The sequence below is a fragment of the Mesoflavibacter sp. CH_XMU1404-2 genome, from assembly GCF_037029465.1.
GTDB lineage: Bacteria > Bacteroidota > Bacteroidia > Flavobacteriales > Flavobacteriaceae > Mesoflavibacter.
This window is the reverse complement of the sequence record NZ_JAYMEM010000003.1, coordinates 118,359-134,109: the sequence shown is the minus strand read 5'-3', so window position 1 is coordinate 134,109 and position 15,751 is coordinate 118,359. Positions and strand designations below refer to the sequence as shown.

Annotated in this window: 14 protein-coding genes; 13 read left to right on the top strand and 1 reads right to left on the bottom strand. The window is 32.5% G+C overall.

The genetic code is table 11. From position 1 onward, the window contains the following. Positions 1-95 precede the first annotated feature (95 nt). From WA327_RS02190 to WA327_RS02165, 6 genes are all read left to right on the top strand, one after another. A complete protein-coding gene (locus WA327_RS02190) occupies positions 96-2,039 on the top strand; it encodes a LysM peptidoglycan-binding domain-containing protein (RefSeq protein WP_336065947.1) in 1,944 nt (647 codons plus the stop codon). A 29-nt stretch (positions 2,040-2,068) separates the two neighbouring features. Further along, positions 2,069-2,611 carry a DUF922 domain-containing protein gene (locus WA327_RS02185; RefSeq protein WP_336065945.1) on the top strand — a complete coding sequence of 181 codons (543 nt, stop codon included), beginning with the start codon at positions 2,069-2,071 and terminating at the stop codon, positions 2,609-2,611. Beyond that, positions 2,611-2,841: a DUF3820 family protein gene (locus WA327_RS02180; RefSeq protein WP_336065942.1), complete on the top strand. Its 231-nt coding sequence runs from the start codon at positions 2,611-2,613 to the stop codon at positions 2,839-2,841. The genes WA327_RS02185 and WA327_RS02180 overlap by 1 nt, the downstream gene beginning before the upstream one ends. A 63-nt stretch (positions 2,842-2,904) precedes the next feature. Beyond that, positions 2,905-4,521 (top strand): CTP synthase, encoded by a 1,617-nt coding sequence (locus WA327_RS02175; RefSeq protein ID WP_336065940.1) that lies wholly within the window; start codon positions 2,905-2,907, stop codon positions 4,519-4,521. Positions 4,522-4,605: 84 nt separating this feature from the next. After that, entirely contained in the window at positions 4,606-6,513 is a 1,908-nt protein-coding gene (yidC, locus tag WA327_RS02170; protein WP_336065938.1) for a membrane protein insertase YidC, read from the top strand. Between the two features lie 200 nt (positions 6,514-6,713). After that, on the top strand, positions 6,714-7,430 hold the full coding sequence (locus WA327_RS02165) for a toxin-antitoxin system YwqK family antitoxin (RefSeq protein ID WP_336065936.1): 717 nt from the start codon (positions 6,714-6,716) through the stop codon (positions 7,428-7,430). A gap of 93 nt (positions 7,431-7,523) precedes the next feature. Here the strand turns inward: WA327_RS02165 and WA327_RS02160 are convergent, their stop codons facing one another. Next, positions 7,524-8,930, bottom strand: coding sequence for a fasciclin domain-containing protein (locus tag WA327_RS02160; RefSeq protein WP_336065933.1), 1,407 nt, complete (start codon positions 8,928-8,930; stop codon positions 7,524-7,526). Between the two features lie 202 nt (positions 8,931-9,132). Between WA327_RS02160 and mnmA the strand changes: the two genes are divergently transcribed. The 7 genes from mnmA (at position 9,133) to WA327_RS02125 (ending at position 15,750) form a co-directional block, all read left to right on the top strand. Beyond that, positions 9,133-10,323 (top strand): tRNA 2-thiouridine(34) synthase MnmA, encoded by a 1,191-nt coding sequence (mnmA, locus tag WA327_RS02155; RefSeq protein WP_336065930.1) that lies wholly within the window; start codon positions 9,133-9,135, stop codon positions 10,321-10,323. A gap of 28 nt (positions 10,324-10,351) precedes the next feature. Continuing rightward, positions 10,352-11,962 (top strand): S8 family serine peptidase, encoded by a 1,611-nt coding sequence (locus WA327_RS02150; protein WP_336065927.1) that lies wholly within the window; start codon positions 10,352-10,354, stop codon positions 11,960-11,962. A 64-nt stretch (positions 11,963-12,026) separates the two neighbouring features. Beyond that, positions 12,027-12,968, top strand: coding sequence for a nitronate monooxygenase (locus WA327_RS02145; protein ID WP_336065925.1), 942 nt, complete (start codon positions 12,027-12,029; stop codon positions 12,966-12,968). Between the two features lie 56 nt (positions 12,969-13,024). Beyond that, the gene (locus WA327_RS02140) at positions 13,025-14,401 is read left to right on the top strand and encodes an MATE family efflux transporter (protein WP_336065923.1); all 1,377 of its coding nucleotides are present in this window, start codon (positions 13,025-13,027) and stop codon (positions 14,399-14,401) included. A 98-nt stretch (positions 14,402-14,499) separates the two neighbouring features. Beyond that, the gene (locus WA327_RS02135) at positions 14,500-14,853 is read left to right on the top strand and encodes a four helix bundle protein (protein WP_223076370.1); all 354 of its coding nucleotides are present in this window, start codon (positions 14,500-14,502) and stop codon (positions 14,851-14,853) included. A gap of 92 nt (positions 14,854-14,945) precedes the next feature. After that, positions 14,946-15,173: a hypothetical protein gene (locus tag WA327_RS02130; RefSeq protein ID WP_027880073.1), complete on the top strand. Its 228-nt coding sequence runs from the start codon at positions 14,946-14,948 to the stop codon at positions 15,171-15,173. A 4-nt stretch (positions 15,174-15,177) separates the two neighbouring features. Continuing rightward, the gene (locus WA327_RS02125; RefSeq protein ID WP_106679443.1) at positions 15,178-15,750 is read left to right on the top strand and encodes a phosphatase PAP2 family protein; all 573 of its coding nucleotides are present in this window, start codon (positions 15,178-15,180) and stop codon (positions 15,748-15,750) included. The last annotated feature ends 1 nt before the right edge of the window (position 15,751 follow it).

Sequence of the window (15,751 nt, the reverse complement as noted above, 5' to 3'; positions counted from 1 at the left end):
GGGTCGGGCTTTCACTACTCGCTTCCCAACAAAAGTTGGGAGAGCTTAAACAAACCGTTCTATCCCTAACGCACTTTTAGAACGTATAATTAGATATGAGAAAATTACTATATATTTTAGGCTTATTAATGGTCTTTAGCTGTGCTTCCGCGAAAGCGCAAAATTACAAAACCCATAAAGTCCAAGCAGGAGAAACTTTAGAGCAGATAGCAAAGCAATACAACGTCTCAAAATCTTCTGTTTTAGCCTTAAATCCTGATGCAAGAAAAGGGTTAAAAGTAAGTTCTGTTTTAATAATACCAAAGCAAGGTGTAGTTGTAAAAGAATCAGAAACCACAACAAAAGAAACAAAAACGCTGTTAGGGTTTATAACTCATAAAGTAAAACGTAAAGAAACACTATACAGTTTATCTAAAGAATACGGCGTTACACAAGAAGATATCAAAAAGCACAATCCAGAATTGTATGCTAATAACTTACGTAAAGGCGACCAAATAAAAATTCCAGAATATAAGATTGTTAAAGAAGTTGTGGTAACAAAATCACCTTTAACTACTTACACCGTTCAACCTAAAGAAGGAAAATGGCGTATTGCTTATAAATACGGAATTACAGTACAAGAACTTGAAGATTTAAATCCAGATATGAAAGACGTTTTACAACCAGGTGATGTTGTAAACGTACCAAACAAAGAAGCTGAAACCATAAAAGAAGTAGACGAAAAGTATAGCTACTATACAGTTTTGCCAAAAGAAGGTTTTTATCGTATTAAATTAAAAACTGGGTTAACCCAAGAAGACCTTGAAAAATTAAACCCTGAACTAGAAGAAACAGGACTAAAAGAAGGTATGGTTTTAAAAATACCTTTTAAAGGAAGTAACTCGACAATAGAAGGTGTTGTAAGTAGCATGACTACAAATGCAGGAAAAGTAGATTTAACAAAAAGTAATATTAATCCTGAAACTAAAAAGATAGCAATCATGCTTCCTTTTGGTTTAAATAAGGTAAATACAGATTCTATTTACGACACCAAAAAACAAATCGAAACAGATAGATACTTAAGTGTGTCTTTAGATTTTTATACAGGTGTAAAAGTAGCGTTAGATTCTTTACAAGAATTAGGAGTAAACCTAAAAGTTGATGTGTTTGATACACAAAATAGAGAAAGCGAAGTGACTTCAATTTTAAGAAGAAATGATTTTTCAGAAACTAGCGCAGTCATTGGACCATTAATGCCTAAATTATTTAATGAAGTCGCATTAAGTCTTAAAAAAGATAACGTACCAATTATTTCACCATTGACTAAGACAGTAGATTTAAGAGACAATGTTTTTCAGTCAAGACCATCTGAAGATATGTTAGAAGACGCTATAATTAATTACTTTAAAAAAGACTCAACAGCACATGTTATTATTATTTCAGATAAAAAACATAAATCTATAAGTGATAAATTAAAAAGAGAGTTTACAAGAGCATCAATTTTATCTTCAAGAACAGAAAGAAAAACAGGAAAAGATGCGTATTATGTATTAGATCAAGATATAATTAACGTGTTAAAACCAGGAAAAAATGTGGTGTTTTTAGAAACAGATAATCCAGGTTTTGTATCTAATGTTTCAAGTCTTTTAAATTCAAAAATTGTAACAGGAACAAATATAATTTTAACTACTACAAAAATGGATAAGGCGTTTGAGGATGAAGAAGTAAGAAATACACATTTATCTAATCTTAGCTTTACGTATTCAGATATTAAAAAATCTTTTAACGAAGACGAAAACAATAGTTTTGCAAAGCGCTACAAAAGTACTTATAATGAATTACCAAATAGTTATGCAACAAGAGGCTTTGATATAACTATGGATATAGTGTTACGTTTAGTTACATCAGAAGATTTATATATGTCTGCAAACCAATACCCTTTAACAACCTATGTAGAAAATAAGTTTGCTTACAAGAAAAAGCTATTTGGCGGTTATTACAATGATGCTGTTTACTTAGTAAAATACAGTGATTTAAAAATAGTAGAAGTAACCGAGTAATTTTTTAATTAACTTAGCGTTAATTGGTTATGTTAAAATTTATTTCAATATTAAGTTTGTTTATTCTATTTCATAGCGATGTTATAGAAGAAGTTTCTTGGAATGAAAATTACAAATTAAATTGGTCAGATTTTAAAGGTGCACCAAATAACCAAACAGATGCTGTTGCTATAACTGCTTCGGGGATTACGTTTAGCTATTCCATAAAAAAGACAACTAATAAAGTACATGGCTTTAGGACTTTAGTTAAAGCGCACTTTTATCCAGAACATTCTTGGTGTAAAAAAGAAATGGTAGATGATAATATTTTGAGACATGAACAACTTCATTTTGATATTACAGAGTTACATGCCAGATTATTTAGACAACAAATAGCCAAATTAAAGCCAAGTTTAGACATAGATAATCAGTTAAACCAACTACATCAAAGTATTAATAAGCAATTATCTTTAATGCAAAATTCTTATGATGAAGAAACTAATCATTCTATAAATACCGAAGCACAAATTAAATGGCAGGAAAGTGTTGCCAAACAATTAAAAACTTTAGAAAAATTTAAATCTAAATCTTAGTGCTAGAGCCAGACAAAGACTTTCTTATAAAATTAGCACACACTAAAATGCCTTTTGGTAAGTATAAAGATAGGTATTTAATAGACCTGCCAGAACATTATGTAGTTTGGTATTATAATAAAGGTTTTCCAAAAAATAAATTAGGACAAATGCTAGAAACTGTTTATACATTAAAAGTAAATGGACTAGAATATTTGCTACGAGAGATACAGAAAAGATACTCAAAATAAATCCTAAATTCAGCCTAAGTTTTCAACTAAAAATTGTAAATTTGCCCGCGTTAACAACGCAACATGACAACTAAAACAAAGTACATATTTGTAACCGGAGGTGTAACTTCTTCATTAGGAAAAGGTATAATCGCAGCATCTCTAGCCAAGTTACTTCAGGCGCAAGGTTATAAGACAACAATTCAAAAATTAGATCCTTACATTAACGTAGATCCAGGAACATTAAATCCTTATGAACATGGCGAATGCTATGTCACCGATGATGGTGCAGAAACCGATTTAGACCTTGGTCACTACGAGCGTTTTTTAAACGTACCAACCAGTCAAGCTAATAACGTAACGACTGGTCGTATTTATCAAAGTGTGATAGAGCGTGAGCGTCGTGGTGAATTTTTGGGTAAAACTGTACAAGTTATACCGCACATTACAGACGAGATTAAACACCGCGTCCAAATTTTAGGTAATTCTGGTGACTATGATATCGTTATTACAGAAATTGGTGGAACCGTTGGAGATATTGAGTCTTTACCATATATAGAAGCTGTAAGACAATTAAAATGGGATTTAGGAGAACATAATGCAATTGTTATTCACTTAACGTTAATTCCGTTTTTATCTGCAGCAGGCGAGCTTAAAACCAAACCAACACAACACAGTGTTAAAACCCTAATGGAAAGCGGTGTACAAGCAGATATTTTAGTATGTCGTACAGAGCATGAATTACCAAGCGATTTAAGACGAAAATTAGCTTTATTCTGCAATGTTCGTGAAGAAGCTATCATACAATCTATAGATGCATCAACTATTTATGATGTACCAAACCTAATGTTAGAACAAGGATTAGATACTGTTGTACTTAAAAAGTTAGATTTAAAAGGAGATACACCAGATTTAACCCAATGGAATAAATTTTTACAACGTCATAAAAACCCTAAGTCAGAAATAACTATCGGACTTATCGGTAAGTATGTAGAATTACAAGATTCTTACAAATCTATTCTAGAAGCATTTATACACGCAGGTGCAGAAAATGAAGTTAAAGTAAATGTAGAATCTGTACACTCAGAATACTTAAATGAAGATAATATTAAGATGAAATTAGCTCATCTTGACGGTGTTTTAGTCGCTCCAGGTTTTGGAGAACGCGGTATAGAAGGAAAAATAGATGCTATAAGATATGTTCGTGAAAACAATATCCCGTTTTTAGGGATTTGTTTAGGAATGCAAATGGCAGTAATCGAATTTTGTCGCAACGTTTTAGGGCTTAAAGATGCTAACTCTACAGAGATGGATCCTAACACTACAAATCCTGTGATAGATATTATGGAAGACCAAAAAAATATCACCGATATGGGCGGAACAATGCGTCTTGGTGCTTGGGATTGCCATATAGAAAAAGATTCTATCGCATACGATGTGTATCAATCTCAAGATATAAAAGAACGTCACCGACACAGATACGAATTTAATGGTGATTATAAAGAAAAAATAGAAGCTGCAGGATTAAAAACTACAGGATACAATCCAGAAACTAAACTGGTAGAAATTGTCGAAAACCCATCACATCCTTGGTTTGTTGGTGTACAATATCACCCAGAATACAAAAGTACGGTCGCTAATCCGCATCCATTATTTGTTGCATTTGTAAAAGCCAGTTTAAAACATCATAAGACAAAATAATGTCACTTTGGCATTAAATTAAAAAGTGGTTGTATATTTGACAACTCATTAATCTCCTCGTTTAACTTAGAGGACTAATTAATTATGGAAGAAAAAAAACTAGACATTAATTCAATTATTGGATTTATCTTAATCTTCGGAATTTTATTATTCATGATGTGGCAAAATGCACCATCAGAAGAAGAATTAAAGGCTCAAGAAGCAGAAAAGCAAGCAAAAATTGATGCTAAAAAGAAAGCTGAAGCTGAAAAAGCAGATACAAAAGTAGTAACAGAAGAAGACTTTACAGAAGCAAAAGATTCTGCGCAAGTGGCAGTACTTCAATCAAAAATTGGTGCTTTTGCATATTCAGCAGCGACAGCAACTTCTTCAGAAAAAGAAATTGAAGTTCAAAATGAAGTTTTAGATTTAAAATTTAATACTAAAGGTGGACATCTTTCAGAAGTAAAATTAAAACAGTTTGTAGATTTTAATTCTGTACCAATTTACTTAGTTAAAGATGGTAACTCGGTATTCAATCTTCAATTTCAAACTACAGATAATCGTACTTTAAATACAAAAGATTTATACTTTCAACCAACGGTTACAAAAAGTGGAGAAAACACTGTAGTTTCTATGAAACTTAAAACTGCAGCCGATAAGTTTATTGAGTATAATTATGTGATTAAACCTAATGAGTACATGGTAGATTTTACCATAAGATCTCAAGGTATAGAGACTAATATTAATACTTCAAATCCAATTACTTTAGATTGGACGCAAAAATTATATAGACACGATCAAAGTATTAGTTACGAAAACAGATACACGCGTCTAACCTACCAAACAGATGGAGATGTAGACAAATTATCACAAATGAGTGATGATGACGAAACTGAAGATGAAGTAGATTGGTTAAGTTACCGTCAACACTTTTTTAGTTCTATATTAATGTCAGATAAGCCATTAAATGGTGTTACTTTTACGTCTAAAAATTTAGTTGAAGACGAAGAAGTAGACTCTATTTTTACAAAGCAATTTTCAACTAAAACAACATTGGCTTTAAGTGGTGCTAATTTAGACAACAAAATGCAACTGTATTATGGACCAACAGATAGTGAAATCTTAAAGAATTACGACAATAATGTTGTTGAAAGTATCCCATTTGGATGGGGAATTTTTGGATGGATCAACAAGTTTTTATTCATTCCGTTATTTAGCGGTTTAAGTAGCTTTTTACCATATGGTGTAGCTATTATTGTAATGACGGTTTTAATCAAATTAGCTATGTCATTTGTGCAATACAAACAGTATTTATCACAAATGAAAATGAAAATTTTAAAGCCAGAATTAGAAGCAATTCGTGAGAAGTACAAAGACAACAAGTTAAAAGCACAACAAGAAACTATGGCGCTTCAAAGCAAAGCAGGCGCAAGTCCATTAGCAGGTTGTTTACCAGCATTAATCCAAATGCCAGTGTTTTACGCCTTGTTTATGTTTTTCCCAACAGCATTTGCTTTAAGACAGAAAAAGTTTTTATGGGCAGACGATTTATCATCGTATGATGTAATAGCAGAATTACCTTTTAATATTCCATTATATGGTGATCACGTAAGTTTATTCCCGATTTTGGCAGCAATTGCTATTTTCTTCTACATGAAGTTAACTACTGGGCAAAACCAAATGTCTGCGCCACAACAAGAAGGCATGCCAGACATGACAAAGATGATGAAGTACATGATTTACTTTGCACCAATTATGATGCTTATTTTCTTTAACCAATATGCATCTGGTTTAAGTTTGTACTACTTCATTTCTAACTTAATTAGTATTGGTATTTTATTAGTCATCAAGAATTTTATTTTAGATGAAGACAAAATCCATGCTAATATCCAAGTGAAAAAAGCACAGCCTAAAAAGGAAAGTAAATTTCAAAGAAAGATGAAAGAAATGATGGAGCAGGCAGAAAAGCAAAAGCAAATGCAAGAGCAACAAAAGAAGAAACGTAAATAATTGTCAGTTCTAGTGATTTTTAGTGGTTGCTGAGCGAAGTCGAAGTAAAACGAAAAATAGTATCGAGAACTTATAAAGATAAAAGCTGTCAAAAAATAAATTAAATTTGGCAGCTTTTTTGTTATAACAAAACTGGCTATATGTCGTTAACAAATAATAGATGTAAATTAAATTCCGCGAAAGCGATATAATATTTAATAATGAAACACATTTTAACCCTTTTAATTTTCACGTTATCATCAACATTAATGTTGGCACAACAATTTAACCAATTTGATAGTAATGGTAAACGTCACGGAAAATGGAAAAAAAACTTTGACGGCACAGAAGTATTAAGATACGAAGGACAATTTGAACATGGTAAAGAAGTTGGTGTATTCAAGTTTTACCAAAACCATGAGAATAAAGCAGTTTTAGCAGCAACACGTACGTTTAAAAAAGATTCAGATTTGGCGCAAGTTGTATTTTTTACGTCTACAGGAAACAAGGTAAGTGAAGGTACAATGCGTAGGAAAACTTACGTAGGTAAATGGTTATACTATCATAAAAATAGTGACCAATTAATGACTTCTGAATTTTATAATAATAAAGGAGAATTAGATGGATTAAGAACGACCTATTATCTTAACGGAAATGTAGCTGAAAAAGCAAACTACAAAAACGGAAAGTTAAATGGACTATCCCAATGGTTTTCTGGTGAAGGTATTATAATTAGAGAGTACACCTATAAAGATAACATGTTACATGGTTTTTATAAATCTTATGACGAAAAAGGAAACTTAGTTTTAGAAGGACAATACCAAAATGATTACAGACATGGTATCTGGAAAACGTATAAAGACGGTAAGCTTATTGAAGAAAACGACTTTACTAGACGTAGTAAAAACCCATATAAGAACAATAAAAAAACGCCTTAATTAATTAAGGCGTTTTTTTTTTAAGAATAAACTGTTTGTTTCAAATAAACTGTTTGTTTCAATTTATTCAACTTAACATCAATCATCTAAAAACTATTGTGGCGGTAAAATAACGTTATTGTCAATTACGTGAACAACTCCATTTACAGCTTGTATATCAACTAAGCTAGTGACTATATCACTTACTCTTCCATTAGCATCTGTTAAAGTAAAGTTTGTAGCATCTGCTGTAATATTTCCTCCTAGTGTAGTTACAGTTCCGCTAGTTAACATAGAAGACTGTACATTGGCACCTACAATATGGTAAGTTAAAACAGCATCAACTGTTGCTGTTGGTATATCTGTTAAAGCAGATACATTTAATTCGGTTAATAAATTTCCAAAAGCATTATCTGTTGGTGCAAATACTGTAAATGGACCAGCTTCAGCATCTGATACAGTATCTATGTATGGTACAGTTGGCATTCCTGTATCTGCATATTGTAATGCAGCAACAAGATTTGATAATGCAGGATTAGATGTCGCAAATGTAGCAATGGTAGGCAAATCTATTACTGTATCTACTGCGTGTATAATTCCGTTTGTACCTACAATATCTGCTGTTTGTACTGTTGATATTCCGTTGAACATTACTCCATTAGAAGTATTAAAATAGATACTTAAATTGTTCATATCAGGTCCAGAAGCATTAGTGTTTGAATATCCTTCACCTAAACCTGTCAAATCAGTAGATGTAATTGTTCCGCTAATGACATGGTTTAGTAAAATTTGAGATAATATACCAGTATCAACATCAGCAAGTGCAGCACCATCTAAAAATGTAGTAAAAGCGGTATCATCAGGTGCTAAAACTGTAAAAGGACCAACGCCAGATAAAACATCAACTAAGTTTCCATCAGCTGCGCCTAATGCAGCAACTAAATTTGAAAAGTTAGTGTTGTTTACTGCGTGGTCTACTATTGTAGGTAAGGTAATTACTTTGTCTACAACGTGAATAATTCCATTAGATGCTTCAACATCTGCTGCGGTAACTTCTGCTGTATTATTAAACATAACACCATTATTAGTATCAAATAAAAGACTAATATTAGTATTTGAAGGTCCATCAGCTAATGTGTTTGTATAACCTCGTCCCATACTAGCTAAATCTGAAGATGTTACCGTTCCAGAAATAACATGGTTAAGTAATGTTTGCGTTAAAGCAGCATCAGGAATATCTTGTACTGTCGCCCATCCATTATCAGACATAAACTCTGCAAAAGCTTCATCAGTTGGTGCTAATACAGTAAAAGGTCCTGGTCCACTTAATGTAGCAGTTAAATCAGCTTCGATAACTGCATCAACTAAACTAGATAAATTTGGATTTGCTTGGGCTAATTCTACAATGTTAAATTCTTCTTGAATAACAATAGTTCCATCATCATCATTACTGCATGACCAAAATAATAATGTAACTAGTAATAATAAGGGAAGTGTTTTGAGTGATTTTAAATTTTTCATAGCAATTTTTTTTGGTTTGTAATTTTGTTTAACAAATCTAAATAAAGTTTGAACAAAAAATATTTAATGTTTTGTTAAACTTTAAAAATCAATGAATTGCAATAAATTAATTAAGTACAGAATTAAGTACAGAATTAAGTGACTATGACTAAATTTGAGTTTAAAAAATGACGTATCTTTGCAAATCAAAAAAAGATTTCAGATGAATAAAAGAGTTGTTGTTGGACTTTCAGGAGGCGTAGATTCTAGTGTTGCTGCTTATTTATTAAAGGAGCAAGGTTATGAGGTTATAGGTCTTTTTATGAAAAACTGGCATGACGATTCTGTAACAATATCAGATGAATGTCCTTGGCTAGAAGATAGTAACGACGCCATGTTAGTTGCAAATAAACTAGATATTCCTTTTCAAACTGTAGATTTAAGCGAGCAGTATAAAGAACGTATTGTAGACTATATGTTTAATGAATACGCGAAAGGTCGTACACCAAATCCAGACGTACTTTGCAATAGAGAAATCAAATTTGATGTCTTTATGAAAATTGCTTTAGACCTTGGTGCAGATTATGTAGCAACAGGTCATTATTGCAGAAAAAGCACGATTGAAAAAGACGGAAAAGAAATTCATCAACTTTTAGCAGGTAAAGACGATAATAAGGATCAATCTTATTTTTTATGTCAATTATCTCAAGACCAATTAGCAAAAGCATTATTTCCGGTTGGCGAACTTTTAAAACCAGAAGTTAGAGCAATTGCTAAAGAGCAAGACTTAATTACAGCAGATAAAAAAGACTCGCAAGGTTTATGTTTTATAGGTAAAGTGAGATTGCCAGAATTTCTTCAACAACAATTAAAACCAAAAGAAGGTGTTATTGTTGAGGTTGAAAAATCTAACGGAATTTATAACCAAACACAGCCAAACTTCAATAATAAATTAGAAGAATTAGACTACTTAAGTCAGAAAAAAAGCTACGCGTTATCCGATGGAAAAGTTGTAGGCAAGCATCAAGGTGCGCATTATTTTACAAAAGGACAGCGTAAAGGATTAGCGGTTGGAGGAACTGTTGAACCACTTTTTGTGATTGAAACCGACGTAAATGAAAACGTGATTTATACAGGTCAAGGTAAAAACCATCCAGGATTATTACGTAACGTGTTATTTGTGTCTAATGACGAATTACACTGGATCCGAGAAGATTTAGCAATTAATGAAGGCGAAACTATGCAAGTTAAAGCCAGAATACGTTACAGACAACCCTTACAAGATGCCACTTTATACAAAGTAGAAACTGGTTTGTATGTTGAATTTAAAGACGCGCAATCTGCAATTACCGAAGGTCAATTTGTAGCTTGGTATTTAGGTGAAGAATTAGTTGGTTCCGGAGTAATTTCTTAAATTGCAGTAACTATAAATGGTTACTGAAATGAAGCAGACTTTACTTATAATTGCTTTTCTAATAAGCTATTCAGTTTTTGCTCAAGAGCACGCTTGGGTTTATCTTAATGACAAACCAAATAGTGCAACTGCGTTAGCAAATCCAATTTCAATTTTAACTCAAAAAGCGTTGGATCGTAAAGCAGCACACAACGTTACTGTAGATTATAATGATGTACCTGTTGACGAAGGATATATTACTCAAATAAAAGTCCAAACAGGAATTACAGTTCTTGCTAAATCCAAATGGTTAAACGTGGTTCATGTATTAGGAACCGAAACCGATATTAATGCGTTAACAGGATTAACTTTTGTTGATCATATCGAATTTGCAGATGGTAATCTTAATGCAAGACAATCTCAAAATCAAAACAAATTTGATATCGAAACTAACCAAACAGTTTTTAATTACGGAAGCGCTACCAACCAAATAGAAATGTTTAATGGCGACGATTTGCATCTTGCAGATTTTACAGGAACAGGAATGACAGTAGCTGTGTTAGACTCAGGTTTTCCTAATGTGCCAACCATGTCAGGCTTTAACCGTTTAAATTCTAATAATGGAATTTTAGGCGGATATGATTTTGTAGACAGAAATCCAGACGTGTATGCGTATACAGGAAACGCTCACGGTACTTGGGTTTTAAGCGATATGGCAGGTTATGTACAAGATCAGTTTGTTGGTACTGCACCAGATGCAGAATATTATTTATTTAGAACCGAAAACGCAGCTACAGAAACACCAATAGAAGAAACACTTTGGGTTGAAGCTGCAGAACGTGCAGATAGTTTAGGTGTAGATGTTATTAATACATCACTTGGTTACACCACTTTTGATAATCCAAATTATAGTTATACTCCAGCCGAAATGAATGGACAAACTGCGTTTATAACTCGTGGCGCTAATTTTGCAGCGCAAAAAGGAATGTTATTGGTTAATTCTGCAGGAAATTCAGGTAATTCTTCTTGGCAAATTGTTGGTGCGCCAGCAGATTCGCCTAACGTATTAAGTGTTGGAGCAGTAAATGCATCTGGTAATTACGCCTCGTTTAGTTCTCAAGGAAGTAGCGCACAACCAACACAAAAACCAGACGTTGTAGCGCAAGGTCAAGCAAGTTATGTTATTGGTACAAACGATGCTATTATTACATTAAACGGTACATCGTTTAGCTCACCAATATTAGCTGGCGGCGTTGTATGTTTGTGGCAAGCATTACCAACATTAAACAATCAACAAATTATGCAATTGGTTCGTGAGTCTGCTTCACAATACAATAATTCTGATAATTTTTTAGGTTATGGTATTCCTGATTTATCATTAGCATTAGCCAATGGATTGTCTTTGGTCGAATTTCAAAATGAAACTACTAAACTAAAAGTATATCCTAATCCAGTAAATAATTTATTGTATGTTGAAATTCCTAGCCAATATGACACTGCAACCGTAAAATTATATGATATTTTAGGAAAAAAAGTGCTTGAAAAAACAGTGTCTTCAACACAGAAAAAAATCAATGTAAGTAATCTATCTAAAGGTGTTTATTTAGCAAAAATTGAAGCTAACGGATTAAGTATCACCAAAAAAATCATAAAAAACTAGAAGTAAAAACCAATTCACCTCGAGCGCAGTCGAGAGGTCATAAATCAACAACTTAATAATAAATATGCAAAATAGAATTACAGACTTATTCAATATTAAATATCCAATAGTACAAGGCGGAATGATTTGGAATAGCGGTTGGCGATTAGCTTCTGCTGCAAGTAATTCAGGGATTTTAGGTTTAATAGGCGCAGGAAGTATGTATCCAGATGTGCTAAGAGAACATATTCAAAAATGTAAACAAGCAACCGATAAACCTTTTGGAGTAAACGTGCCAATGTTATATCCTAACATTGAGGAAATTATGAATATTATTGTTGAAGAAGGGGTAAAGATTGTATTTACTTCAGCAGGAAATCCAAAAACATGGACTAAATGGTTGCAAGACAAAGGAATAACAGTTGTACACGTAGTTAGTAGTGTAAAATTTGCATTAAAAGCTCAAGACGCTGGTGTAGATGCTGTTGTTGCAGAAGGTTTTGAAGCTGGCGGACATAACGGTCGTGACGAGACAACAACACTTACGCTAATACCAATGGTTAAAGAACATTTAAAAATTCCTTTATTGGCAGCAGGCGGTATTGCAACAGGAAAAGCCATGCTTGCATGTATGGTTTTAGGCGCAGATGGCGTGCAAGTTGGTAGTCGTTTTGTGGCGAGTACAGAAAGTAGTGCGCATCAAGCGTTTAAACAAGTCGTTGTAGATGCCAAAGAAGGCGATACGCAATTAACTTTGAAAGAATTAGCGCCAGTAAGATTAGTAAAAAATAAGTTTTTTAATGATGTTGAAGCGTTGTATAAATCAGCCCCAACACCAGAACAACTTAAAGAATTATTAGGTCGTGCTCGAGCAAAAAAAGGAATGTTTGAAGGCGATTTAGATGAAGGTGAGCTTGAAATTGGACAAATTTCAGGATTAATTCATGACATTAAACCAGTTGCTGAGATTGTAAAAGAGATGGTTGAGGAGTTTGAAATGGCTAAAAAAGAAGTGGCTAATTTTTAAGTGAATTTAAGTTGATTTCTTATAAATAAATTTTCTCAAACCACTACTTTTGCAAAATGGTTTTGAGCAATTACACAAAAGAATTTAAGTACAATTGGCAACTAGCAGCACCAGTCATGTTAGGTATGTTAGGACATACCTTTGTTAGTTTTATAGACAATATTATGGTAGGTCAATTAGGTACGGCGCAGTTAGCAGCAGTATCTTTAGGTAATAGTTTTATGTTTATAGCTATGTCTTTAGGTATTGGTTTTAGTACAGCCATTACACCTTTGGTAGCCGAAGCAGATGGAGCAAACGATTTTGCTAAAGGAAAATCTGCTTTTAAACACGGATTATTTTTATGTACTGTTTTAGGCGTGTTGTTGTTTCTGTTAGTGTTTTTTGCCAAACCATTAATGTATTTAATGAAACAACCAGTTGAGGTTGTAGAATTAGCTATTCCGTATTTAGATTTGGTAGCATTTTCTTTGATACCTTTAGTCGTCTTTCAGGCATTTAAACAATTTAGTGATGGATTGTCTTTAACCAAATATCCAATGTATGCTACTATAGTAGCTAACGTGGTTAATGTGGGTTTTAACTATGTGCTTATCTTTGGTAAGTTTGGTTTTCCAGAAATGGGTATAGTTGGTGCAGCTTATGGGACTTTAATTTCTCGTTTTGTAATGGTAGCACATATTTGGTGGTTGTTAAAAGGACGAGAAAAATCAAAACATTTTGTCACCAATATTAAAATATTAGTTTTAGACAAAACAATGATTAATAAACTTATTGGTCTTGGTGCGCCAAGTGCAATGCAAATGTTTTTTGAAGTAGCCATTTTTACAGCAGCAATCTGGTTAAGTGGCTTGTTAGGTAAAAATCCGCAAGCAGCAAATCAAATTGCTTTAAATTTAAGTTCTATGACCTTTATGGTAGCTATGGGATTAAGTGTAGCATCTATGATTAGAGTCGGTAACCAAAAAGGATTACAACACTATTTCGAATTACGTCGTATCGCTTTTTCTTTGTTTTTATTAGGGTTTATTTTTGCTGTTGTTTTTGGAGTTTTATTTTTAATTTTTAATGAAGCACTGCCAAAACTGTACGTAGATTTTGACGATGTTATTAATTTTAAAGACAATACCGAAGTTGTCACAATAGCATCACAGTTACTAATTGCGTCGGCTATTTTTCAGATCAGTGATAGTTTACAAGTTATTGTTTTAGGCGCCTTACGTGGCTTGCAAGATGTTAAAATACCAACATTAATTACCTTTATTGCCTATTGGTTAATAGGTTTTCCTATAAGCTGGATTTTAGGAAAAGAAGATGCGTACGGAAGCTTTGGAATTTGGATTGGCTTATTAGCAGGCTTAACTAGTGCAGCAATTTTATTGTTTATTAGGTTTAATTATCTTACAAAAAAACTTTTAGTTACTCATTCTTAAAGTGCCTAAGTTATAAGTGTCTAAAGTATTTAAAGTATTGGATAATACTCAAGATTAATTATTTCTGTTGGTTATATTTGTTTAAACAATAAGTGATTATGACCAATAAAGAATTTGCTAAAGTTTTAGAAAAAAGAACAATAACATTTGCTATTAAAATCTTAAAATTATCAGGAAGTTTACCCAATACGCCAGAAGCACTTGTATTGAGAAATCAATTATCAAAATCAGGAACTAGCATTGGAGCAAATTATAGAGAAGCCAATAGAAGTAGAAGTACAAAAGACTTTTCTAATAAACTAAAAATATCTTTAGCAGAAGCTAGCGAAACAGATTATTGGTTAGAAATTATAGAAGAATTAGGTTTTGTTGAAAGTAAAAATTTAAAAGAAATAAGAAATGAAGCAAAAGAACTACTCGCACTTTTCACTTCTATCGCAAATAAGTTTTAACTTTGAAAAATAAACATATTAAAAATTTAATATACTCTAAATACTTTTAACTTTAGCCACTTTAAATACTTTCAACTTTAGACACTAATTAAATGGAACTACCAAAATACATATTAGGCGACAATACAGATTTTCCAAACGCTATATTTGTAATACATACCGATTTTCCTCGGTTTATTATAAACTTAGAAGACGATGAAGTAGAATGGCTTGAAGATTTTGATCAACATGATGAAAAAGAATTAGAGCTAGAAATGGAAAATTTAATCAACGAAGCTACTGCATTTTATGACAGAGAAGTAGCACGATACGAAGACTAATTACATGTTAGAACAAATTTTAGAATTAGATAAACAAGTTTTTTTATTCCTTAATAATCTAGGTAATCCTTCTTGGGATGGATTTTGGATGTTTTATACAGATAAATTGCATTGGATTCCTTTTTATGCAGTGCTTTTCTTCTTTATGTATAAAAAAAGAAATGATAAATCCATTATTCTAACCGCTGTAGTTATTGCTTTAATGATCCTGTTTACAGATCAAATTACAAACTTATTTAAATATGGTTTAAAACGACCAAGACCTTGTCACGAAGCAGATTTGATAGATGTTATGCGTTTAGTTAAATCTTGGTGTGGCGGAGCATATGGTTACTTTTCTGGTCATGCCAGTAATAGTATGGCAGTAGCTATTTTTTCAGGTTTTATGTTAAAACAGCGATTTAAATATTTAATATATATATTAATTGTTTGGTCTTTAGCAATGGGTTATAGCCGTATATATATTGGTGTACATTATCCGTTAGATGTTTTATCAGGTATGATTTTTGGCGGATTTTCAGGTTATATGTTCTATAGATTTGAAAGCTACTTACATAAACGCTTTACGCTAAGGTAAT